Here is a 23050-nt window from a genome sequence, read left to right as displayed (position 1 = left end):
CGAGAGATCGTTGAGAATAAACGTTTGGGTTCTGTACTAGCGCATATTCAACAACAGCATGAAGAATTAGAACAACAAAACAAACGCAATCGTTCTCAAAAGATGCCAAGCAGACGTGCACAGAAAACAGCAATTCAACAACGAAATCTGAATCCTGTGCTTGACTTGGAAATGTCCATATAGGACATTTCTATTTGGTTATTAGGTAGGACATTTCTACTTGGAAATAACAGCCCTATTCACGGGCCTTTTGATCATCTGATTAACATAAAATCTCTTATACGAAATATGAATTGTTTGAATAGCCACTTAAAATTTAGACGAACCTAACCCGATTGAAATGGACTTTTTCATACTGAAAGAGGTCTATTACTGATCCATTGAAGACTTTTTTGTATATCTAAAATCAGAATTAGACTCAATCCAAGCTGATTTGCAGCATTTAGTACCGTTTTTGTAAGAACTATTTTATTATTCATTTCATTCGATCCAAAATTACTGGTTCAGTATAAAGGTTTAAAAATATGACTACTATCGACGAACAAGAAAAGTCTCTAAAAAACTTTCCATTTTCTGAGGCAGAATTACTTGAGAATATAGATGAATATAATGCACATGCTGATGCAATTGCTGTACTGGTCGAAAGTGAATTCTGCAATTGATATTGCAAATTATCTACTCCATTTTTGAAAAATTAATTTCCTTATAGAGATAACATAAAATCTATTTCACATGGATGAAGCAACAATCAAAAATATGGCTGTTTAACCTCTACTTTTAACTTCGGTTATTTATGGGAGGATTATCGTATTAATTAATGATTCAATTATCTATAAAGCACTAAATTTTCACAGCCATAGCTTCCACAAATTCCAAAACTTGAAATAAACCTTGTGGATGCTGAATTTGCTCTATAGGGATACCTCCAGTTAAGAGGTTTTTGTTATGCATAAAATGGTGAATCATTTCAACATCACCGCCATTTAGCATCTCTAAAGCAATAGAGATCCGGATCAATGACAAAGCCAATTTTCCTTGTTCAGAATCAGAGATGATCCCAAATTCGTTTACCGTCAGCTTTCCTGAAGATATTCTGAGTGTCGTTGCCATTTGATCTAGGGTCATGCCGAGCCGTTCAGAACTGTTTAAAACTGCTTTGGTTAAAACAGAATTTCTATCTGTATTTGAAGGTGAGTACATAGCACATCCTATAAATAATCATTATGGGCTGTTTCATTAGTACACAACAAATGTCGCTTTGTACAGATCTTAAAAATTGACTGAAAGGTGTGAATTTGTACTTAAAAAAGTATGTGATAGTTCTTTATACATCAAAAATATCGAAAAATAAGCTTAATTATGGAGTAAGGTTATCAATTGCTGAATTGTAGTTTTAGGATCTAATTCTAATGCTTCGCAATATCTTAAAAATTCAAAGATATCTAACTTTCTATCCCCTGTTTCTACTTTCGCTACAAATGAGTAAATGACACCTAAACGTTCTGCTAGTGCCCGTTGTGAAAGTCCGAGTTCATTTCTCTTCTGAATAAAAAGCTTACGAAGCCAAACATATTCATCAGAGTGAATTGATAAAGTAATATTATTCATTGCACATATAATAGGTGCGTGTTAGGATGCACCTGTTTTAGGTGCAAATTTCACTAATATATTAATAATATGTAATTTTTACCCTTAATATAGATAATTTTATTTAAGGTGATAAATTCATATATCAAAAAAAGAGGGCTGAAATGGGGAAATGTAACAAAGGAAAACAGGGAGTAAAACAGTTACTTTTGCTATCCAGTATTGCTCTAGTACTTCATCTAAGTACCAATACCAATGCTGGTATAGCACCTGAAGTAAAGGCTGTAAAAAATAAGGCAAGCATTAGCCTGAAAAAAATAGTCTCTAAGAAATGTTTGGATAATTTAATTGTAAGTGATGATGGAGATATGAGTCTCCCTTCAGGATGTAATTTTTCATTTAGCGAATTGTATGCCCATGACCAAAGTTTCAGAGCTAAAGTGGCCAAAGCGTTTAAAGCTTCGCCATTTGATGGCCGATTCTTTGATATAGAATCACCTGCAGAGATTACAGAGCCAGCAGGTGATAATGAACTTACTTGGTCTGTTTTAATTGAAACAGTGTCCAGAGAGAAGGGCACAAGCGCACAGGTTTTCGCTGTTCCAAATATCAATGAACTCACTGTAATTATAACGGACACAGGGAGTGGCAATAAAAAATGTAGTTATGGGATATATGGCGATATTCAGGAAAGAAATGAAAGTTTCTCTTTGGCTTCTTTATATATAAAGAACTATAAGGGTGCTTTTCAAGGCTGTAAATTGCTGACAAAAGTGCCAAATCTTAGTGGTTATGATGGCTTAGCTAATCAATAAAAATTTCTTTAGTCTTTAATTTTAAAAGATTTATGTTATGTCTTGTGTAATAAAAACGGTTTCATTGAAACAGCCTTTGTCTGCTATGCAAAGTTTACTTGGCTATTTAATTTTTTTTCTGATTACGTTATTTGCTTTCAAAGCATATGCTGGAATGAAAGCAGATATCTTATTTTACTTTATAGGATTCCTATATTTAGTCATTTCATTTTTAATTTATTATCCGATTCGAAGGGTATATGTCAGCAATATATTACCCAAAAAACTGCATAAGCAAAAATTGAGCTATTTGAAGGCTGATGGTTTTAATGACAGCTATTCAGCGACAGGCGTAGTGATTGATACTGTACAGCGGAAAATTGCTTTTACGGCCCAAACTGTAACCGACATTATTATTTTTGATCTGAGCGACATCCGCAGCTGGAGTATGGAAACACAGACAAATACTATTCGACGTTCTGACGGCAGAGAGATATCACGAGATCACTATTCTATCGTTGTGAATACGAATAATGCTGAGTAACCTATGTTCAAGTTTTTTGCATTCAACGCTCATGATGCCCAATCATGGATAGCAAGATTTAATGCGATCATAAATGGTTAAAAATATTTAAAATTAAAGTACTGATATCGATCAGTACTTTTTGACTTCATCGATCTGTTGATTAAGTATATTTTGTCAAACATCAAGAAAACAAGGTGAGGCGAAAGCTTCCGAACTTTTAGAACTAAGCTAAGTATAGGCAAGCTATCTGTAACATCGTAGCAGACGAAACGTGGAACGAGGCTGGCACAGCCTAAAATTATAAAATAGTGATCTTAGTTTTTCAGACCAAATACTAATTTCTAGATCGGTCAATTTAAATATCTGTTTCTAAATCTGGTGTGTATACAAATAAGTCATTCATAGTGCAGTTGAAATATTTACATAACTTGTCTGCAATAGGAAGTTCGATTCGAATAGCTCGATCATAGTACAAACTCGTCAACGTATTTCGATTTATACCTGTCGCATGTACAACATCACTTAATTTCAAAATCTTACGTTCGCCCATGAGGCTAGCTAATTTACATTCAATCATATGACTTTCAAATATAAAAAATAACTTGCTGTAAGTTATTTTTAGTTGAATTTCTGCTCACACTATAGTATAAATAACTTACAGCAGGTTATATTTACTTTCTACAAGTGTTAATTCTACTCTAATTATTATTATAGCTTGTAATTTAGATAAACCATCGTTTTTTGATAATCAGATTAAAAGATAGGATGAAGTTATGAGTATTTCTAATGAACTATGGTTAAGCCATAAAACTAAACTTTTGGGCTATAACTTAATCAAACAGTTGAATGTCGGTATGGGATTCGGCCTCGCAGGGTACTTGCATGTAAATCATTGTTATAATAACCATGAAGCTGTTTTGGTATGGTTGGAACATTTCTTAACTGAGAATCCAGAAATAGATAATTTTAATTCTATTAGAACGGAGTTCCTGAAGTGTTTTCCTGAAACTTCATATGTAATAGCCTAAGCATTAAACTTAAGCTATTTTTCATACTATGAAAAATAGTAGCTCAACTAAAATATATTTTGTTAAAAGTCTGGTCCATCATAGCTTCTATTTTCGGGTTGAGAATCTTTCTTTTGAGTAGGAGGGGACACTGATTGATTTTCATAAAAATGAGTCGCTTTCTCTGCTTGGTTAGTTTGACTTAATTCTTTCGGTTCCAGTGCTAGTTCCTTATATGGCGAGTTTTGATCAGAGCGTTTATATTCAATCTGATCGTTCTCAACTTTAGTGCTGTCAATTGGAGAATATGGGACTTGCTTTGGCGGAGAATCAAATTCAATTTGGATATCTTCTAAAGTAGCTAGTTGTTGTACCTTTTGTTTAAATTCGTCTGTTCCAGATACCAACACTACTCCAAATTTATCTCTAGCAAGTAACAGCGCATCATGGATATGCGTATCATTTTTGCTTAAGACATTAATTTCTGATGAATTTTTATCTTCAAAAAAAGCCACTTTTTTTTGATCTAAATAAAACTTATGGCCGAATTTATATTCAACTAGATATTTTTTACTCGGAAAAAGTCGCTTTTGAGTTTGCTGATTTAAACTTGAACTGTTGTCTGCTGCTTTGAAAGAGTTTATAGGTTTTAGGTCATTCTGCTTCATTCGCTTAGATTTTTGACTATATTCAAAAAAATCATGCAGTTGTACAAGATCAGGTTTAGATAAATATTCTGTATGTTGATAAGAACTATTAATTTGATTTTTAGGAACTAGACTGAGTTCATAGTTGATCTCTGGTAGTATCTTAGATTTATCAGCTTCTCGTTCATTCTGATGAACCAATGGTGTAAGTTGTAGGGAGAAGTATAATTGCCAGCATTGCTCAATTTCATTGGCATTAAAATATTGTTTATTCAATTTTAAAGATTGGGTATACACCAGATTATGAATTCTTTGCATCAGTATCTTTTGATTTTCGATACTTAAGTCAGGTATGTCATTTTTACGAACACAGTCTGCTAATGTCGATTGCAGCGTATTTACATTAATGCTGCAACAATTGAGTAGCAGAGCAGTTTTAATTAACGCAGTGCTTTGACATACATCTGTTGCTGTAAAGTATTTATAGAGTTCTTTGAAACTTGTTTGAATATGTTGAGGGGCCGAATTCTTGAAGCTGGGTAGGACTCGCTCTTTATTAATATCTTGAATATTCCTAGATTTATGTTCCAAAGCTAGACGAAATAATTCTTTAAACTCTACTGTGCCTCTTATTCGCGCTTTTTGCTTGGGATCTAATGCATTTATACATTGTCGTAGTCGATTCAGAGAATAATTACTAAAGACCAGGATTCCATATCGATTTTGAATTGCAATGGGTTCATCCGGCTGCTGTTGATCAAACAGGAGTTGAGCCTTTCTGATATTTGGATTGTTCTGAGTAATAAAATTTTTAGATTGACGCTGATCAAATAAAAATTGTTGTTGGATCAGCAATGGATTCATTGGTGAAATGTACTTTAAAAAATTAGCGTAGGATGTGATTTTGGATGAGTCAAAGTTTCTCGATGAGAAGATATTATTCGGTAATTTTTCCGATGTCTGTTTACTCAAGTCTTTATGTTGAGAACTAAACTTTTCTCGTATCTGTGCTCTGCTTTTTTTTTGATCTGCAAGATGATGATAATGTAACAGTGTAAAAATCACATCAGATGATTGTGCTGGAAATTTTTGCTGCCATCGCTTCAAAAAATGACCTTTGTTATATTTATAAATTTCATTGTCAAACTCGATTTCTTTGTACTTATTTTTTCGGTCTAGGCTGATAAGGTCTTTGTTTAATTTCATTGTAAGATAACTATCATGCAGATCTTTTATCAAAAAGTCGTCATTATTAAATAAATGATACGCGTGTAACTTCGAAGTTACAGTTTCATTCTGCTGAGCTGTATCACTTAATTTGATTAATGGAATCCTTATCTGATTGATATCATGATGAATAAATTCGCCCCATTTTTTTTCTAAATTTTTAAGTGTCACTTGCCTATTACAAAATAAAGAGGCTTTAAATGTGAGTATTTGCTTCTCACTTGTTTGAATTTTAAAAATACTGCCATTACGTTTCTTTTCATACAGAATTCCAACTTGAGCTAACTGTTGGTGCCAATCTTTCCAATTTTTTGTGCTGTTGAATATATGTTCAATATCTTGAGCAAGATAAGACTGATAGTTATGCGCAGCAGAAATTTCATTTCTCATCTGACTTTTTTGCTGATGGCGGTGCTCTTGATCACGAACTTTTGAATCGATTTGATGCGCATCTGGCTTAGCATTATAGTTTGGATTTCTTTCGCATTTTTCATTGACATGGTTGTATACAAAAAGGGGATTAGGCTCTGGTTGCCAGCCTTGTTTTACTTCAATTTCTGCAGCGGCTCGATGGACAGCATTCAAGATCCAACCGTCACCTAAATCAATGACTTTATTTTCATTACGCTTATTTTTTTGAAAAGGATGTACCTTGTTTACAATTAAATGAAAGTGCACATTATCTGTGTCTAAGTGCATTGCGTACTGAATTTGCAGTTCTTCTGCACCGAGATGTCTCGTTAAAATATCAATTTGTTCTTCTAGCTGCTGCGTTGTTGGTACTTCAAATTTTTTAAAACTTCCGACGATATGAACGATCGGGTCAATCACTTGAGAGTTCAAACTGGCAGTTTGTGACATTTCAATTTTTTGATAGTACGGGTCATCATCTAAAAAATTTCTTGAGTTTGAATAGACACATTTTTCAGAGATCAGTTCGTCATTTACACTAGAATGCAATTGAGAAATATAGTCCGATAAGTACTCGCCACGTGTTCTTTTGGGATCATGAATATAATCTGATAACCCATCGACGCGCTTTGCAATGGACGTATCGAGTGTGTTGGGAATCACTTTAATAATCATACATTTTTCCACTTATCATTGAGCTGGCGAACGACTATTTTTATCTCGTTAGTCAGTTGTTTAATGTCTTCTAACTCATGTGGAATGAGTTGTGTATCTTTGAGTTCTTCTAGTAATTTGATTAGTACTATACCTATGGTTCGAATTGCGTGAATGTCTCTTTGATCTAATATCTGAGTGTGAGACTCCGTTAATATTTTCATACGTATATAGTCTGATTTGTTCATTTGTAATACATGAGATGAATCAATCATTTTCTGATATTCATCAATCGTTAAACGAATAAGAATTTGTTTTTTTCTTAAAGTCTTATCTTTCATTTTTTTCTACTGCATGCAAATTGAGACCGAGCGGAGCAAGCTCGAAATTTGTGACTATGGACGATGTGATATACATCGTCCCATCCTGTACTTTTAGAAATATGCGGTGGGGGAGAAATATGGGTAAATATTGATAGCTTTTTATTTTTTTTCTTATTGCTAAAGATGACTTTTTTTGAACATATAAAAATCGAAAAATGGTCAGGATTTGCCATTTCGATATAAGCAGAAATTTTAAATACTGGTCTCATTATTTTATTCGAATGGAAAAAAATACTATGCAAGATCAGAATGTTTTAGAGCTTGAAACTCAAAATACGAATAGTCGAAATCTTGAAAGCACATTAACTCATTCAAATGTGAAATCAGTTGTTAAAGCAGAAAATTCTTCGAGTACGATTGATAAAAAGCAAAAAATATATAGCGAAAATGATTCAAAAAAATTTGAGAATATTCTTCTTCGTTTTAAAGAAAAAAAGAATGAAAAGAATATGACGAGGGGGCAACTTATCAGTCAACATAAGAATATTTTAATAGAACTTTTTAGTTCGGGTGCAACAGTTGAAGAAGTACTCTCATTTTTAGAAGGAAATAATTTCTCTGGTCTTACTGCTGAAAATCTACGTGAATTTTCTAAAAACCGGAAATAATTTGAGAAGCTAAAATTCTTTTAAGCACATAGCCTGTTTGTAATCTATAAGCTCTCTCCTCGACAAAAGCCATCTATTTTTTGCTTAGGAGAGCACAATAAATTATTACCTGTGGAAATCTTTACTCACATTATTTAAATTTCTTCTTTCTATCATGTCGATAATTTTTTGTACTAGTGCTTGATGTCATAATGTTTGAAATTGAACGTTCTATCGATGTCCGCAATCCTTCAAATAGTTGGACTTCATTTGAGTTTTGAAGATAGAGCATTATATTTTCACTAATGGAGTCTATGATCTCTTTCGGATTTCTAATTCTGAAATGCTCGCTTACAGCTAATTTCATGAGATGTGAAAGCTCAGGAAATGCTTTGCTTCCTGCGATTTTAAGCGCCATTTTATTATCAATTGATTCATATATAAGTGTATGCGTAATATCAAATGGTGGTGAAACAAAAATGCTTTTCATATCCGGGGAATACTGTAGAGCAAAGTTTTTCAGATGCGCATCACCATTCCCAATTAAGCAGTTGAATACGATGTACTTATACATTTTCTCAACTTCAGTTACGCTTCCAGTGTATAAAAATGTTGCTTTCAATAATGTTTCATAGCTCCCAGTATATTTTGCATCTGCATCATTTGACTTCTTCATGAGCGTCGTAAAGTCTTCATAACCTAGCTTTAAACCATCTCCAGTTTTATCAAACCTTTCTACAACATATGTTTCTAAATTCTCAGATAAGTATGTGTTTGGCGGTTCAAGACCACACTGCCGCGCAGCTTGCATACAGACAAACTCATTAACGGTAAGTAATGGAAATTCAGAATCAAATGACTTTACGATTAAATCCTTTTGTTGAACTGTTCTATCCGTTTGAACCGTTTTTGCATTAGGTATGCTTACTTTTGGTTGCATTCCGGCCAACGAATTTCTGAGATAGTATTTTTCTAATAGCTGTGGGAAAAGAGGTTCATTACTACGGTATGATAGGATTTCACTCAAGCTCAATGAATCTACTTCGGGCAAGTTTAGCTCACTTGTATAAGAGAGCATCCCAATTCCTTCACGACCTTGTAGTGCCAATAAATACATGTCATTAACTTTCGCATATCTGGCAAGTTTTTCAGCAATAAATCTACGATTAAAACCTTCTGGTAAGTTCTGAGCAAATATTGGATGTAATGCACCAGAAGTATAACCATCCATGCCTCTTTGAGTCATGGTGAGTGATACATGCTGTGCTTCTTGTGTGGGCTGATAATGGTGTACTGAACCATATGTCAATATGCCAGCTTCAGTTTGATTAGCGCATACCGTGATATTGGTAATTTTGGCAGGAAGGAGGGGGTGTTTATTCATTCGTCATCCTCAGCAAACATTTTTTCAATCTCATCCCAATGGGGTAATGAGTGTTGCTTTAGCGAAACATCAAACTGTAAACCGACAGCATCAAGTACTCTCTCAAATATGTCAAACGAACCAGTAAAGCGTCCATTCTCAATCTCTGAAATTGTGGTTTTATTGATTCGAGTCAATTCAGATAAATCTTGCTGTGTAAAACCAAGGGCTTTTCGTTCAATACTAACTTTTTTCCCAATTTCGACTCTATTCGCCATCGCAACCCAACCAATATATTAGCTATATAGCTAATATGATATATCATCCATAATATATTAGCTATATAGCTAATACACTCAGTCTAATTGAACAAAGTCGAGGGGAATATCTTCAATCGATTACCAAATTCAAAATGGACTACTTTGAATCTATCAATCCTTCAGTGAGGGGAGAAGAAATAGTAGAACTAAAACAGTTTACAGATAATAACTTTGTACCATCTGTGCCTTATACAGGATCAAAGCATATAGAGATGAAAGAATGGACTGATTTTGACAGCTTTAAACTAATCATTGAACAATCTGAACCACTACTGCGTCATATAACTGCTGTAGTGATGGAACAGAACATTAATGAGCGTTAGAAAATAAGATAAATCATAAGAGTTAGATGAATTAGCACGACAAGATTTAACGCAATGATTACTCTTGTGTCTAGTTTTCTAAATAAACACTATATATAGTGTTTGATAGTCAGATGTGATGTAGTTCTCAAAGTAAAAAGTTAAGATAACTTAGCATATGCTAATAGAATGCTATCAGAATGCATTCATTTCGATTATTTCGGATGATTTATTATGATTTGATATGATTTGGTATATAGCGACAAAAGTCGCTAGAAACGCCTTAAAATTGAAAATAAGAGTATGTTACTCTTGATATAATTGTAAATTCATGTATTATTCTTATGCAAGGTAGCTTTTTATAAGCGAAAAAAATCCCTAGGGAAAACCCTAGAGATTTTTAGTAGCTTAGAAGTAATAAAAATACCAAGCTTGAAAATGTTCGGATGTAAGTGGTTATGTAAATCTAAGCTTATGTAGGAGTTTGCTTAGATACCTCTTAGATCAGGTACTATTCTACTGTGTGAGAATCCAACAAACAACTTGTTTTTTCTTTGTAGTTGTGATAGTGACCTAAATCTAATGTTTTATAGCCATGCACATCCACTAAACTTAAACAGTTTATTGGAGTTTTTGCTATGACAGCAGACTACAAATTCCCTCCTCAGGGATCTCAAGAAGCTATTCTCTTAACAGAATTGTTAGGAGGAGCAGTAATCCGTAATCATCGTTCTATGCACTTAATGGGAAGTCCAAATCCTAGTACTGTGATGAGCCATTTACGCAATAGACGTAATTGGGATGATTACATCAAGCGAAATAACTGTTCAAGTACTTCAAGTACTGGTCAACCGACTAGAATTAAAGAGTACTTTATTGAACCTAAAACGATCATGGACTTAAAAGCTAACGATCCTCGGATTGAAAAGTTTTTAACAGCTAATCGTAAATCATAAATAAAACCTAGTTTCAAACTAAGGTGTCCTTAGGGATGCCTTTTTTATTACAACAATAAAAAGAGGAATAATGTACACAGTAGAGCATGAAAAATATTAGACATCCGTCATGCGGCATATAAGTTGCCATTTCTGCAGTCTAATAATCAATAGCTTAAGGCTTTAAATGACAAAGAATGTCAGCAATCAACGACACATAAGTTGTCATTTTTATACTCAATGTATTCAATTACATGAAGTAAATATTTCAAAAAATCAATTAAGCACTCATATATATTCTTCAAAACTACTTTTATCCAAAAAGATTTTTATTTAATTCACTATTTTTATAAGACATTAGGCTAAAATAGCTATTATGTTATTCGCCAGCCTAACCAAATTTAATCAAAATAAGGTTTTAGATATGAAAATTAACAGCTTAGAGGATGAAAGTGATATAGCTACCGCAGCAGTTAGGGAACTTTGTAAAAGTTTTATTGAGAATGCACGTATCAACACAGTACTTTATGTGGAGAATGATGCAATATGGAGCAAGGCTCCTAATAGCCCTCCCGTCTTAATTAAAAAATATTTGGAGTCAACCCTAAGCTAACCAAAAAAAATGCTAGATCAGGTACTTATAAAATTTAAAAACGGAATATTAGTACATAAAACAAATAGTTCATACTAAGCAGAGCTCTACAAAAATAACGTAATTCATAATTATATAAATTTAGAAAATGGTAAAACAACATGCTTTATGAAGAACTAGCAAAAATAGAATTTTCAAAACAACAATACATTTTTAAATTATTAACTGGAAAATTACTCCTAACAGCTATGGCAGTCCAAAAGGATAGTTAGAAACACTACACATTTGGACAAATATTTAGGTTTATCTAGTAGCCCCTAAATTTATAAATTCTATCTGTACGTCATAGCATCATTTTCATTAGGGTAAACCATGATTGAAGGGCTAAGTGCAAAATTCCCATAACTAGGGATTACCATTTGATTGTTAGTAAAATTATTTAATTTATAACCAATATAAGTTGCTGTACTATCTTCTCTCATTAGGGCCATTACTTTACAACCAAATTTTGTACATCTAACTAACTGAAGATAGCCACCTATTGTAAGATAATTATGTTCATGAATTACTTGAGCTAAAGTATATAAGGGTGCTCGTCTCTTTAATAAATCACTGTCTATATTTTCTTTAAAGTTTTCAATTTGGGTTTCGATTTCGTCTTTTCTGTCGCCTATTATTAAATACTCTTTATTACTAAAATCATGAAGTGTGCAAGTGATTTTCGTATCATTTGGTGTGGTAATCCCCCCTAAAAATAAAAGGATCTAAAAGTAGAATTTTCTCTTAAGATACGAGCAGGAGATTCTGCATGAAAACATCTAAATTTACTGACAGTCAGATCATGTCCATCTTGAAACAGGCAGAATCTGGCACACCTGTAGCGACCCTTTGCCGTGAACACGGCATGAGTAATGCTACCTTTTATAAATGGCGTGCCAAATATGGTGGTATGGATACATCATTAATGGCTCGACTGAAAGAGCTAGAAGCCGAAAATACCAGACTTAAAAAGATGTATGCGGAAGAGCGATTAAAGGCCGAAATCATCCAGGAAGCGATGGCAATGAGCAGCACTGCTGCGCAAGGGTAAAGCCATCTTGCCGGCGTAAGATGGCACAACAGGCAGTTGCCTAGCATGCCATTAGTATTCGTTTGGCTTGTAAAGCATTTGGCATTAGTGAAACCTGCTACCGCTATCAAGCCAAACTCAGCGATGACAAGCCATTGAAGCAGGGTTCTCATTGCCCACAATCAGGGTTATTCGTACGTTGAATCAATTGCTGGAGTGGAGAGAAAAACCGTTAGTGATCCGATGCGATAATGGTCCCGAATTTATCAGTCACGAATTTGTGCGCTGGGCTACTGAGCACGGTATTCGTATTGAATATATTCAACCGGGTAAGCCACAGCAGAATGCGTATATTGAACGCTATAATCGGACCATACGTTATAGTTGGCTGATCAAGCATTTATTTGATACTTTGGATGAAGTACAAGATTATGCAACAAACTGGTTGTGGCATTACAACCATGAAAGACCACATCAAGCTAACAAAGGAAAGCCACCTCTAATGGCTGCTTAACCTCTGTTTTTAACTTCGGTTATTTATGGGAGGATTACCAGCGAATACAGTCTTGTTTGACTATATTGAGATTTATTACAATCGGGTCAGAAGGCATTCCGCAAACGGCTGGTTAAGCCCAGAAGCCTTTGAACAGAAATATTTTAAGAATTTAGAGGGATTTGTTGTCCACGATACTGTCTAGGATCATCTTTTGAGCACATAACTTAAATAGGCATACAGATCTAACCCATTCAGGACTTTATTCTTGATAAAATCATCTAATACCACAGAGAATCTATAAATAATAATGCGTAAGTCTTATTAAAAGACTACGCTATTAATTTTTATTTATATCGATTGTATCATACTCAAAAATTCCGACTCTAAATCGACGATTTGCATCAATTTGACCTTCATCTTTTTGGCAAAGCTCTATTGCTTCGGCCAATAAACTTTTGGAAAATTTCCCCCATAATTCAACAACCCTTTCTTTCAAATAGTTAATAGACTCTTCAGTCAATTCATTTGCAAAAATTGCTTGTTCTAAAAAATAGTTTTGATTTTCAGTCAAATTATGAACGCCAGCAGCGATATGATCAGATAAATTTTCAGCCAGAATCTGTTTTGCTTGATGAGCTTCAGGAGCAGGTGTAAAACTTTCTTGATGTAAAATTACTTTTCCCCCTGCTTCTGTTACTAGTCCAATCCTCTGTAACTCTAATAAAATAGATCGGGGATGTTTGTCTCTAGAAATTTGTTTGACTAACCCTTCAAAACTATTTTCATTACCAGTAAGGGGTAATATATACGGCAAATCTTGGTGCACCCATAATGCAACGACTCGAGCAGGCACGCTGATTGGCATAGTATTTCTATAAGTCAGAGGGATTATAGTATGTTTACCTCCATTCTCTTGCTTAATTTGACTAACATCCCGTCTATTTAAACCTGAAAGTAAACTAATTGAAGAGTCAGTTGTTTTTTGACCTAGATGTTCTAATTCTTTAATAGCCTCATTATAGAAGAGGGGACGAATCGCATTAGAAAACTCACTATAGCCAATTCCTGATTTGACTAACCAATGAGTAAGTTCTCCCATAACTTTTAGTGTATATTCTAATGTAGATTTTGATTCTGATGAGAGGACTTTATTTTTATCAACTAAATAATCATCTACATCAGATTCATTCAAATTAAATTTACTTTCCATTGTGCCTTTATAGCCCATTTCCATTGTGCCTTTATAGCCCATTTCCATTGTGCCTTTATAGCCCATCTAAAAAGTTTTTATATTATATTTTAAAAAACTTTACATCACATTTCTTCAATTTTTAATGAAATTTCCCTAGCCTCGCAAGTTTGAGAGTTTGGTCGATCTACAACGCGATTTATGCTGAAAAAAGTTCTATAATTGATAGTCCATGTTTGATCTTTAAAAGGCAAATTATATTTAAGATCAAATATTTTTTCTTCATACGGTTTATAAATTTGTAAACTCTGATTCTGAGTACAAGATACTTCAATATTTTCATTAAACGGAATCAGGTTTTGATCTTGTAAAGTAAAGCCGGATTTACAGTCATGATTATACTGGTAAACAGTTTCTGAGCTTAAATTCTTAATATGTGCTTGTAAATGTAAATTATGTAAATCATTCGGCTCTATATAACTTAGATCAGTTCCGTAACCATCAGGAAGTATTTCGTTAGTTGTTTTGTTTACAAGATGAAATGAAATTTCTAAAGGGGCACAATAATGCATATTATTTACAGGAGTCCATACAACGAACCTGTCTTGCATTTCATTTTCATCCCCAGTTGATGGTAAAGGGGAAATTGGATCTGATAGTAATGGGGGAGTCGAACCAGTTCCAGTATTTTGCCCAGAGCCAGAACCTCCAACAGTTACTCCAACTCTATAATTTTCTTCACCACAACCAGTAACCAAAACAACAGAAATTACAGTAATTTGTTTTAATACTTTGTTAAACATATTAAAAATAAAGAATGATTGCATTTTTTGATTATACTATAAAATAGATCTCTTGCATAAATCAAAAAACGACCAATCTAGTGATTATTTTTTGTAGCGATCAATAAGCCGTATTAGGTTATCGTTGTTGCATGAACTACTCAAAAGTAAAAACACTGCTAAGTCAGCAGTTTAAACGACTTATCGGAATACAACCTCAACTTTTGCAGATATGCTTGAAGTATTGAGAGCCGCTCAAAGTGATAGCCGACGAGGAAGACCCTCAATACTTTTGCTTGAAGATCAGCTGTTGATGACCTTAAGCTATTGGCGCGAATATCGCACACTTTTCCATGTTGCGATGACCTATAGTATCCATGAATCAAGCGCTTCACGCATTATTCAAAAGATTGAAAACCTTTTAATTAAATCCGATAAATTTCATTTACCTAAAAAGTTACCAAAAGGTGAAGGTGTAGATTGGGAAGTTATCGTGATTGATGCCAATGAAATGACGATAGAACGTCCCGAAAAAACAGAAAAATTACTATAGCGGCAAGAAAAAACGTCATACGATCAAAGCCTAGCTGACGATTCACTATAAAACTAGCCAGATTATATCAACAGCCATTGCACAAGGTAATGTGCATAATTTTCAGCTATTTAGAAAACACCGAAAAAAACAAGATGCCGTCTTGGTAACCAATCAGTTTTTGAGATTATTAGACCAATAAATAATCTTTTTGATAGGCAGTTTGATGTTTTAAAACGCCATAACACAGACGTATAAGCTTGCGCATTGCAACACCTAAAGCACACCTTTAATTTTTATCCTGACTTAATAATTATTGATATAAAGCTTCAATGTGTGGATTCTATTGAATCGCTGTTAAGGTTGAAATATACAATACTGAGCGTATTTTACTGTCATCTGCTTTTGATAAGTGACTTTTGCTTGTTGGCCGAACTGCCAGACAGCTGATGTATTGGAACCAAATCTACATATGCAGCAGCTTAACTCGCTTTTTTAAACTTGTACGAATGAAATAACCCCAACAATAATAAGTCTGATTGTTCACCATTGAAGAAATAGTTTGTAGTAATTTCAAATCCTATTTCAATGTGGATTTTGGGTCTATATGGTTATTTATTAGCTTATATGAGTGGACTGCGCCTTTTAAGTAGATTCTTTTCCCGTAATAAACTACCTTGGTAAACATCACGTCTGCCTATTAAAGCTTTTAATAAGCTAAAATTTTTAGGTTAAGGTTGCTGTAAAGAAGCGTTCTCTTGCATATGCTCTGTATGATTTGTGTAATGCTCATCAAGGTGAAAATTTGAAGAGAGTTCTTTATGGCGACCAATATTGATCGAGTGAATAGCTAGAAAATTTTAGAATTTAGCTACATCTTATTGATATGTCTGATTTTTAATCTTCGTTTAATTAAGGCTATCTAGTTAAGTATTTCCAATAAAACTATAAAGTGATGCAGTTCACATAAAAATAAATGTTCAAAATGCACATTAAATCTGATATAAAGATGCAGAAATGTATACTGTGTCACAATAATAATCTTCCAGTAGATTCATGGCAAGATATTTGTGTAGGAAATGTGCTTGAAATTGTTCCTTAAATTGTTCTAAGTCCACAAGGGGGAGTTATGTTGAGATTGTCACTTTTAGCTGTTGTAGCTTCATTGGGGGTAGCGGCTTGCACATCAAGCCCATATACGAAGCCATCAGATTTACGTTTTCAGAAAAAAACGCAAGAAAATAATCAACCTATTGTATTAAAGCGAGATGAGAAGCTCTGTGGTGGTGATACAGCAGAACAGCAAAATTGCCCGATTGAATTTTATATTGACAGTATTAAAGCTGGAAATTTTTATATAAATAATTCAGCTCAATATGCATTGAAACCAGAAACATATAATTTCAAAGTAAAAAACTGTACTGAAGAATCATGCCAAAGTTGTGATGTTGACTTAAACGTAGGAAAGCTAACAAGCAATGAATTTGTACTCTCTGTCAATACAGACGGTAAACCTTTTATTTCCAATAATGGTCAGCCTTTAAGTTGTGAGGTGAAGCATAAGGTTGCTGCTCAGGAACAGATAATACGAGTGGATTTAGCTGCGGACACTTTATTTAAATTTAACGGTTCTTCCTTGAATGATTTACTGCCAAAGGGGCGTCAAGAGGTCTTGAATGTTGCTTCGCAAATTCATAACAACTTCGTTTCTGTAAGCCGCATTAATTTAGTTGGTCACACAGATCGTTTGGGAAGTGATAGCTATAACAATCAATTGGGGCAAAACCGTGCAGACACAGTACGCAACCTGTTGGTTCAAAATGGTGTGGCAGGGAATGTTATTTCGACTGCAAGCGCAGGTAAAGGCCAACCTGTGACGAATGGTTGTTTTGATGTAAAACAGCGTGAAGAACTCAAAGCTTGTTTACAGCCTGACCGCCGTGTAACTGTCGAAATTACAGGCATTACTAAATAGTTAAAGTTTTAGAAGATAAAAGAATATAATTTTTTGGGTAAAAATATGACTAATTTTATTGTAATTGAAAAAGACTCATTAAATAAGTCTACAGTAAATGCGACACAGATTACATTAACCGAGGCTTCTATTGTTCATACTAAAATGAGCCGTGATGACGTCGATGAATTTATCCGTGATGGCAATAACTTAGTGCTTAAGTTAAAAAATGGTGAAGTTGTTGTCATTGAGAATTTTTTTATAACATATGACGATGTCGCTTCAGATTTGGTTTTTGAAGAAGATGGGTGTGTTCTATATTGGTTTGATGGCGTATCGGGTTTTAAAGGCATTCCAGGATTAGAAGCATTATTGCCTGCTGTTGAAAGCAGTCAACTTGTTGGATTGTTACCTTGGTTGGTCGGCGCTGCTGTAGTTGGTGGTGCTGCGGCGATTATTGACCACAATGACAAGGATGAAGAACCGAAAGATACTACAGCACCTACAGCACCAAGCGTTGTAATCAATAATGGTGGTGATGGTGTTATCAATCCAACGGATCTTGTAAATGGCAAGGTTACAGTGACTGTTAAGCCGACCGAACCAGTTGTAGAGGGTGATAAGATTACGATCACTCATCCTGATGGTTCAATAGAAGAAATTGAAGTTACAGCATCAAACAAAGATGACATTAACAACAATGGTATTATTATTGGGGTAACTCCCGCAGCGGAAGGTGAAGATACTGTCGTTACTGCAAAAGTGACCGATAAAGCTGGCAATGAATCACCAGAAGGTAAAGACAACTCATCGGTTGACTTGGTTGTTCCAGGTGATGTGGATGGTGACGGTGAAAAAGACCTAACAGGTGCGCCAGTTGTTGAAATCAATGATGGTGATGATGGTGTAATTAACCCATCTGACTTGAATGCAGACGGCACTGTTGATGCAAAAGTAACCTTCCCGAAAGATGCGGGTTATAGCGTTGGTGATACTGTCGTGATCAAAGATCAAGACGGCACTGAACTGGTTAAGCGTCCATTAACAGCGGAAGACCTTGAAAACGGCATTACTGTCAAAGTCACGCCTGCAGCGGAAGGTGAAGATACTGTTGTTACAGCAGTTGTAACGGATCCGCAAGGCAATGAATCACCAGAAGGTAAAGACAACTCAACAGTTGACTTGGTTGTTCCAGGTGATGTGGATGGTGACGGTGAAAAAGACCTAACAGGTGCGCCAGTTGTTGAAATCAATGATGGTGATGATGGTGTAATTAACCCATCTGACTTGAATGCAGACGGCACTGTTGATGCAAAAGTAACCTTCCCGAAAGATGCGGGTTATAGCGTTGGTGATACTGTCGTGATCAAAGATCAAGACGGCACTGAACTGGTTAAGCGTCCATTAACAGCTGAAGACCTTGAAAACGGCATTACTGTCAAAGTCACGCCTGCAGCGGAAGGTGAAGATACTGTTGTTACAGCAGTTGTAACGGATCCGCAAGGCAATACATCACCAGAAGGTAAAGACAACTCAACAGTTGACTTGGTTGTTGGTTCGCTTGAGATTACCGAAATTAATGAAGATGGAGTGGTAAAAGGCCAAACTACTGATGTGCCAGTAGGCAGTGATGTTGTTCTGACCTTCAAAGATCATACCGGTAGTCAAATTAATGACCCAGTAACAGGAAAACCAGTAACAGTAACGACAGTAGTTAAGCCAGATGGTAGCTATGAAGCTCAATTACCTGAGGATTTAACAAGCCTGACAGATCAAATTAATGTAAAAGCTGATTCATTTGATAACAATGGTAAACCAGTTAGTGACAATGAGGATACCAAAAAGCCAATTACTGAAGTAACTACAAATGGTAATGATAGTCTAATAGGAACAACAGGTGATGATGTACTTGCTGGCGATACAGGTGGTTTAAAAACAAATTTTGTTGCAGGCAATGACTATAATATATCTATTGTTTTAGATTTATCTGGGAGTATGCGTTTTGCAATGGATGGTACGAGTAATCCTCCAGCGGGTACGTCACGTTTAGATATAGCAAAGAAAGGTTTAAAAGCTTTTATTCAGCAAATGGTAGATCATGACGGAGTAATAAATTTACAACTCGCATCATTCTCATCAACCAATACTGGTAACAATGCAGGTAATCAATACAATAAATCATGGGTTGTTGGTAAAGGTAATTTACAAGAAATATTTAATTATATTGATGCTCTACAGGCTGGAGGTGGTACTCGTCCAGATCTTGGCTGGAAAAAAGCAGAAAATTGGTTTGATGGTAGTTTAACTGGTTTAGAAAGTGGCTCTGTCACAGCGAATTCTAGTTATGAAAATCAGACTTACTTTGTAACTGATGGTGAACCAAGTCCAAAAGGAACTGGTGGTACTGCATTAAGCGGCACTGCAAATGAAACACAAAAACAATCATACGATGCGGACTTTGTAGGATTGACTGAGAAAAGTAAAGTTTTTGCTGTCGGTGTCAGCTCTGCCGTGTCGAGTAATACCGTCTCACGTTATGACAACACTGCTGAAAATGGAGATAAGATTTCAAATTGGTCTAAAGATAATCATGGTGATGCCAAAGCGATTGCTGATGCAAATAAACTAATCGCATATCTTATTGGTGGCTCTGAAAACTTTATTCCAGCAGATGTAGGTAGTGATACGGTCAAAGGCGGCGCAGGAGATGACATTCTGTTTGGCGATGCCATGAATACAGATTGGATTACAGGCTTAGACCCTCTGCAATATCCAAAGTATTCAGGTTACTCAAAACTGATTGCGCATTTAAAAGCTGAAGTAACAGGTGGTGCAGAACCAACGCAGCAGCAAATCTATGATTTCGTAAAAGACAACTACCAAAATTTTGTCACTGCTGATGCTACTGATACTGAAACTAAAGGTGGTAATGACATCATCTATGGCGGTTCAGGTAATGACATTATTATTGCTGGTGCGGGAGATGATCGCATCTACGGTGGTTCAGGTAATGACACTATTTCCACTGGTAGAGGCGACGACACTATTGTTTTTGATGTGTTAAATGCTGCCGATGCAACAGGTGGTAATGGAACCGATACATGGGTCGATTATGAAGCCAATGACAAAATTGAGTTTGGTGCAGATTTCTTTGAAGGTCTACTTTCAGTAGATCAATCGGATATTGCTAACTATATCAAAGTTGAAGATGATGGTAATGGCAATGCCGTATTGAAAATTGACCGTGATGGTGCTGCTGATGCAACTGGTGGTACAACTCATGATTGGGCTGATTTGTTAATTATTGAAGGTAAGACCGCATTGGAATTACAAGATTTAATTAATAACCAAATTATTATTGGCTAATGGTTTAGTGAATGATTGGTTTTAGGCCAATCCTTCACAAGGAGCGTTATGTCAAACATAACGCTCCTTTCATTCGTTTTAAATTTGAATTTATTTTAAGTTAATTTTAGACAAAGATAGATAAAAATTTGCAATGAAAATGGCTGCAATTACAGTACTCATTTAATGCTATGACGCAGCATTTGAAAACTCCCACGGTATGAATTTACCAAGATGCTTAAATCATGAATTTTATAAAATCAAAGATATGGCTTGTGCTGTTTCTTCCGTTTTGTGCACCAATAACGCCTATTTATGCAGCAAAACCAAAAAATTATTTAGACTCAGCTAAAGCAAACATCGAACAGTTTTTTTCGTCACAACCTACAGATTTGAATCAAGTGAGTATTCAAGAACTAAGTAACCCGAATCCCGCTTAAGCCAATGATTCCATAATTTGAATTGTTGGTTTATTTTGATGATTAAGTTGATATGCACATAACGATGCGTAAATCCCACTCAGAAATCCATGAATACTACGAGCTGTACTCGTCACTAAATTGTATTGTCCTTTCAATAAGCTGAATAACGTTTCTATCTTATTTCGTTGTCTTAAGTGATATTCATCTGATGCAGATAGTTGGATGGATTGCATGTTTTTTCGATGGTAAGTAATTAAATCAATACCTTGATCTTTTAACCTGCTTTTTAGTTCCTGGCTGATATAACCACGATCTCCATATAGCTTTGCTTCTAAGCCGTCAGCCAATTGCTCAACCATTTTTATGTCAGCTATATGCCCATTTGATAAAGCAGAACAAGCGATTTCACCAAATGGGTTCATCGCAATATGTAGCTTACAGCCATAAAACCAGCCCATCGAGCTTTTACCACGAGATGCTATTTGAGCTAATGATTTATGGCGTTGAATACGTTGATTTTTACAGACTGGCAAAGTCGTTGAATCAATCCACAAATATTGGGTATTTTGACCTTTCATCAGAGCCACATGTAAAGCATGTATTGCTAATTGGTGCATATTGATCAGATGAATCATCCGTTGGTAACATGGTAAGCTTTTAAACAAATGTCTTTTATCTTCTTTTAACCATGTGAAAAAGGCTTTGAAATTGCTGAAATAAGAACATTTATACCAAATGGCAATAAAGCAGATTTCTGAGATCGTCAGATGAGCACGTCTGATTCTTAAAGAATGGCTATTTTGTTTGAGAAAGTTCCAATAAGTTGCTTCAAATTTAAGAAAGAAATCATCAATTACGCAGAATAATTCGGTACTATTGAACATTAGGACTAGAGTTGTGAGTTTTGTGTGGTAACTCAACTGATGGCTCTAGTCTTCTTATTTTCAAGTTTATTTCTTATCCGCGATTCGGGTTAAAATACTTATTATCAATTTATAGCTAGGGTTTTAACTAAGATTAATTTACTAAGACTTTTATATACTTAATAAAGGTGGATTAGTTTAAATAGATTTTTAATTAAAACCTAACGATACTTTTAAAGCTTCATGAATATATTTTAATAAGCATAGGAAAAAGGGATAAATGTATTTTAAGGAATTGAAATATTTTATTACATTTTCGTGAAAATTCTTTTTAAAAACATCAAATATTCAGAAGCTTTATTAAGAAAACAGTAGCCAAGTAGTATTTCATCAGAGTAATTGAAATTCTTTATTCTACTAAACGAGCTGCGTAAACTTCACAATGGTATAGATGCTGACGATAGATCATTGAAGCTTGATAAGCGTAAATATATTCGAAAGACAAAAAGGGTCATTCTAGAGCTAAAGAATTGCTAGGGACTTCAGGTAGGACAGTATGAAAAATAGGAAAAAGTTGGGCCTAAAAAGTTTCAAGAGTCAGGTCAATGAAGTACATGCATGTGTAACGATATTAAATAAGCTCATCAAATTAGGTAAACCTTGTAATACCCAAGTTGTAATTTAAATTTGAATGCTTGCAAAACATAGACATATGAATGACGTAACATCTGTCGCAAATGACAACTTATATGTCGCGTGACGATATCAATTTTAATGAACTAAATGATAGGTGTTATTTATTTAACATAATCTATATTATACGAATTGAATTTGTTAGAACCCATCTAAAGTGTCTATATTCTCACCAATAAAAATGTCTAGTTTATGATGGTTTTTATCACCATGGACTGGATATAAATATAGATGCTGATCACTATGTCTGACAAAGAAATTCAACGGCTTGCAGTTCTGCAAGACGTTCGAGATCATCGTATTACCCAGGTCCGTGCTGCTGAAATCCTAAATCTTTCCACCCGTCAAATTACCCGGTTATTGCAGAAGC

General features: G+C 34.8%; 19 protein-coding genes and 5 pseudogenes. 14 read left to right on the top strand and 10 right to left on the bottom strand.

The window, feature by feature from the left end; genetic code table 11:
• Window positions 1-183: pseudogene (locus B1201_RS16490) on the top strand (ISNCY family transposase); the annotation flags it as partial.
• Between the two features lie 341 nt (window positions 184-524).
• Complete coding sequence (locus tag B1201_RS17030; RefSeq protein WP_171263828.1) at window positions 525-662, top strand: hypothetical protein; 138 nt, start codon at window positions 525-527, stop codon at window positions 660-662.
• A 178-nt stretch (window positions 663-840) separates the two neighbouring features.
• On the opposite strand, the gene B1201_RS16485 is transcribed toward B1201_RS17030, so the two are convergent.
• Both B1201_RS16485 and B1201_RS16480 read right to left on the bottom strand, forming a co-directional pair.
• The gene (locus tag B1201_RS16485) at window positions 841-1200 is read right to left on the bottom strand and encodes a hypothetical protein (protein ID WP_078194492.1); all 360 of its coding nucleotides are present in this window, start codon (window positions 1198-1200) and stop codon (window positions 841-843) included.
• A gap of 153 nt (window positions 1201-1353) precedes the next feature.
• Entirely contained in the window at window positions 1354-1608 is a 255-nt protein-coding gene (locus B1201_RS16480; protein ID WP_078194491.1) for a helix-turn-helix domain-containing protein, read from the bottom strand.
• 143 nt (window positions 1609-1751) lie between these two features.
• Between B1201_RS16480 and B1201_RS16475 the strand changes: the two genes are divergently transcribed.
• Together B1201_RS16475 and B1201_RS16470 are read left to right on the top strand one after the other, a co-directional pair.
• Window positions 1752-2402 (top strand): hypothetical protein, encoded by a 651-nt coding sequence (locus B1201_RS16475; RefSeq protein WP_078194490.1) that lies wholly within the window; start codon window positions 1752-1754, stop codon window positions 2400-2402.
• A 37-nt stretch (window positions 2403-2439) separates the two neighbouring features.
• Window positions 2440-2925 (top strand): hypothetical protein, encoded by a 486-nt coding sequence (locus B1201_RS16470; protein ID WP_078194489.1) that lies wholly within the window; start codon window positions 2440-2442, stop codon window positions 2923-2925.
• A gap of 337 nt (window positions 2926-3262) precedes the next feature.
• Here the strand turns inward: B1201_RS16470 and B1201_RS16465 are convergent, their stop codons facing one another.
• Window positions 3263-3484 carry a helix-turn-helix domain-containing protein gene (locus B1201_RS16465; RefSeq protein WP_078194488.1) on the bottom strand — a complete coding sequence of 74 codons (222 nt, stop codon included), beginning with the start codon at window positions 3482-3484 and terminating at the stop codon, window positions 3263-3265.
• 196 nt (window positions 3485-3680) lie between these two features.
• Here B1201_RS16465 and B1201_RS16460 point away from each other — a divergent pair, with 196 nt between their 5' ends.
• The gene (locus B1201_RS16460) at window positions 3681-3935 is read left to right on the top strand and encodes a hypothetical protein (RefSeq protein WP_078194487.1); all 255 of its coding nucleotides are present in this window, start codon (window positions 3681-3683) and stop codon (window positions 3933-3935) included.
• Window positions 3936-3997: 62 nt separating this feature from the next.
• Here B1201_RS16460 and B1201_RS16455 read toward each other — a convergent pair whose 3' ends face one another.
• Both B1201_RS16455 and B1201_RS16450 read right to left on the bottom strand, forming a co-directional pair.
• Window positions 3998-6874, bottom strand: a complete 2877-nt coding sequence (locus B1201_RS16455; RefSeq protein WP_078194486.1) for a relaxase/mobilization nuclease domain-containing protein — start codon at window positions 6872-6874, stop codon at window positions 3998-4000.
• Complete coding sequence (locus tag B1201_RS16450) at window positions 6871-7194, bottom strand: hypothetical protein (RefSeq protein WP_078194485.1); 324 nt, start codon at window positions 7192-7194, stop codon at window positions 6871-6873. The genes B1201_RS16455 and B1201_RS16450 overlap by 4 nt, the downstream gene beginning before the upstream one ends.
• A gap of 278 nt (window positions 7195-7472) precedes the next feature.
• Here B1201_RS16450 and B1201_RS16445 point away from each other — a divergent pair, with 278 nt between their 5' ends.
• Window positions 7473-7844: a hypothetical protein gene (locus B1201_RS16445; protein WP_078194484.1), complete on the top strand. Its 372-nt coding sequence runs from the start codon at window positions 7473-7475 to the stop codon at window positions 7842-7844.
• A gap of 130 nt (window positions 7845-7974) precedes the next feature.
• On the opposite strand, the gene B1201_RS16440 is transcribed toward B1201_RS16445, so the two are convergent.
• Window positions 7975-9207, bottom strand: a complete 1233-nt coding sequence (locus tag B1201_RS16440; protein ID WP_078194483.1) for a type II toxin-antitoxin system HipA family toxin — start codon at window positions 9205-9207, stop codon at window positions 7975-7977.
• Window positions 9204-9464: a helix-turn-helix domain-containing protein gene (locus B1201_RS16435; RefSeq protein ID WP_078194482.1), complete on the bottom strand. Its 261-nt coding sequence runs from the start codon at window positions 9462-9464 to the stop codon at window positions 9204-9206. The genes B1201_RS16440 and B1201_RS16435 overlap by 4 nt, the downstream gene beginning before the upstream one ends.
• Window positions 9465-10446: 982 nt before the next feature.
• Between B1201_RS16435 and B1201_RS16425 the strand changes: the two genes are divergently transcribed.
• From B1201_RS16425 to B1201_RS16850, 4 genes and pseudogenes are all read left to right on the top strand, one after another.
• Complete coding sequence (locus B1201_RS16425; protein ID WP_078194480.1) at window positions 10447-10764, top strand: hypothetical protein; 318 nt, start codon at window positions 10447-10449, stop codon at window positions 10762-10764.
• 403 nt (window positions 10765-11167) lie between these two features.
• Window positions 11168-11394, top strand: a pseudogene (locus tag B1201_RS16420) (hypothetical protein).
• A 749-nt stretch (window positions 11395-12143) separates the two neighbouring features.
• Window positions 12144-12918, top strand: a pseudogene (locus tag B1201_RS16415) (integrase core domain-containing protein).
• Between the two features lie 40 nt (window positions 12919-12958).
• Window positions 12959-13102: pseudogene (locus tag B1201_RS16850) on the top strand (IS3 family transposase); the annotation flags it as partial.
• Between the two features lie 135 nt (window positions 13103-13237).
• Here the strand turns inward: B1201_RS16850 and B1201_RS16410 are convergent.
• Window positions 13238-14110, bottom strand: a complete 873-nt coding sequence (locus B1201_RS16410) for a DUF6502 family protein (protein WP_078194494.1) — start codon at window positions 14108-14110, stop codon at window positions 13238-13240.
• 104 nt (window positions 14111-14214) lie between these two features.
• Window positions 14215-14916: a hypothetical protein gene (locus B1201_RS16405; RefSeq protein ID WP_078194479.1), complete on the bottom strand. Its 702-nt coding sequence runs from the start codon at window positions 14914-14916 to the stop codon at window positions 14215-14217.
• Window positions 14917-15103: 187 nt separating this feature from the next.
• On the opposite strand from B1201_RS16405, the gene B1201_RS16400 reads away from it, so the two are divergent.
• The 3 genes from B1201_RS16400 (at window position 15104) to B1201_RS16385 (ending at window position 20723) form a co-directional block, all read left to right on the top strand.
• A complete protein-coding gene (locus B1201_RS16400; RefSeq protein ID WP_143221723.1) occupies window positions 15104-15424 on the top strand; it encodes a transposase family protein in 321 nt (106 codons plus the stop codon).
• A 1108-nt stretch (window positions 15425-16532) separates the two neighbouring features.
• Window positions 16533-17378, top strand: coding sequence for an OmpA family protein (locus B1201_RS16390; RefSeq protein ID WP_078194478.1), 846 nt, complete (start codon window positions 16533-16535; stop codon window positions 17376-17378).
• 45 nt (window positions 17379-17423) lie between these two features.
• Entirely contained in the window at window positions 17424-20723 is a 3300-nt protein-coding gene (locus B1201_RS16385; RefSeq protein ID WP_228144803.1) for a BapA/Bap/LapF family prefix-like domain-containing protein, read from the top strand.
• Window positions 20724-21138: 415 nt separating this feature from the next.
• On the opposite strand, the gene B1201_RS16375 is transcribed toward B1201_RS16385, so the two are convergent.
• Entirely contained in the window at window positions 21139-22008 is an 870-nt protein-coding gene (locus tag B1201_RS16375) for an IS982 family transposase (protein ID WP_078194476.1), read from the bottom strand.
• Between the two features lie 903 nt (window positions 22009-22911).
• Between B1201_RS16375 and B1201_RS16845 the strand changes: the two are divergent.
• Window positions 22912-23050, top strand: a pseudogene (locus tag B1201_RS16845) (helix-turn-helix domain-containing protein); the annotation flags it as partial.

Origin of the sequence: Acinetobacter sp. ANC 5600 (genome assembly GCF_002018395.1) — a bacterium.
Taxonomy (GTDB): Bacteria; Pseudomonadota; Gammaproteobacteria; order Pseudomonadales; family Moraxellaceae; genus Acinetobacter; species Acinetobacter amyesii.
Note: the sequence above shows the minus strand (reverse complement) of the source record. Positions and strands in the feature narration are given on the sequence as shown.

What these genes read in the sequence shown, in the direction of transcription:
- B1201_RS17030 (WP_171263828.1), top strand. Translation starts at nt 525, where the DNA reads ATGACTACTATCGACGAACAAGAAAAGTCTCTAAAAAACTTTCCATTT.
- B1201_RS16485 (WP_078194492.1), bottom strand. Translation starts at nt 1,200, where the DNA reads ATGTACTCACCTTCAAATACAGATAGAAATTCTGTTTTAACCAAAGCA.
- B1201_RS16480 (WP_078194491.1), bottom strand. Translation starts at nt 1,608, where the DNA reads ATGAATAATATTACTTTATCAATTCACTCTGATGAATATGTTTGGCTT.
- B1201_RS16475 (WP_078194490.1), top strand. Translation starts at nt 1,752, where the DNA reads ATGGGGAAATGTAACAAAGGAAAACAGGGAGTAAAACAGTTACTTTTG.
- B1201_RS16470 (WP_078194489.1), top strand. Translation starts at nt 2,440, where the DNA reads ATGTCTTGTGTAATAAAAACGGTTTCATTGAAACAGCCTTTGTCTGCT.
- B1201_RS16465 (WP_078194488.1), bottom strand. Translation starts at nt 3,484, where the DNA reads ATGATTGAATGTAAATTAGCTAGCCTCATGGGCGAACGTAAGATTTTG.
- B1201_RS16460 (WP_078194487.1), top strand. Translation starts at nt 3,681, where the DNA reads ATGAGTATTTCTAATGAACTATGGTTAAGCCATAAAACTAAACTTTTG.
- B1201_RS16455 (WP_078194486.1), bottom strand. Translation starts at nt 6,874, where the DNA reads ATGATTATTAAAGTGATTCCCAACACACTCGATACGTCCATTGCAAAG.
- B1201_RS16450 (WP_078194485.1), bottom strand. Translation starts at nt 7,194, where the DNA reads ATGAAAGATAAGACTTTAAGAAAAAAACAAATTCTTATTCGTTTAACG.
- B1201_RS16445 (WP_078194484.1), top strand. Translation starts at nt 7,473, where the DNA reads ATGCAAGATCAGAATGTTTTAGAGCTTGAAACTCAAAATACGAATAGT.
- B1201_RS16440 (WP_078194483.1), bottom strand. Translation starts at nt 9,207, where the DNA reads ATGAATAAACACCCCCTCCTTCCTGCCAAAATTACCAATATCACGGTA.
- B1201_RS16435 (WP_078194482.1), bottom strand. Translation starts at nt 9,464, where the DNA reads ATGGCGAATAGAGTCGAAATTGGGAAAAAAGTTAGTATTGAACGAAAA.
- B1201_RS16425 (WP_078194480.1), top strand. Translation starts at nt 10,447, where the DNA reads ATGACAGCAGACTACAAATTCCCTCCTCAGGGATCTCAAGAAGCTATT.
- B1201_RS16410 (WP_078194494.1), bottom strand. Translation starts at nt 14,110, where the DNA reads ATGGAAAGTAAATTTAATTTGAATGAATCTGATGTAGATGATTATTTA.
- B1201_RS16405 (WP_078194479.1), bottom strand. Translation starts at nt 14,916, where the DNA reads ATGCAATCATTCTTTATTTTTAATATGTTTAACAAAGTATTAAAACAA.
- B1201_RS16400 (WP_143221723.1), top strand. Translation starts at nt 15,104, where the DNA reads ATGCTTGAAGTATTGAGAGCCGCTCAAAGTGATAGCCGACGAGGAAGA.
- B1201_RS16390 (WP_078194478.1), top strand. Translation starts at nt 16,533, where the DNA reads ATGTTGAGATTGTCACTTTTAGCTGTTGTAGCTTCATTGGGGGTAGCG.
- B1201_RS16385 (WP_228144803.1), top strand. Translation starts at nt 17,424, where the DNA reads ATGACTAATTTTATTGTAATTGAAAAAGACTCATTAAATAAGTCTACA.
- B1201_RS16375 (WP_078194476.1), bottom strand. Translation starts at nt 22,008, where the DNA reads ATGTTCAATAGTACCGAATTATTCTGCGTAATTGATGATTTCTTTCTT.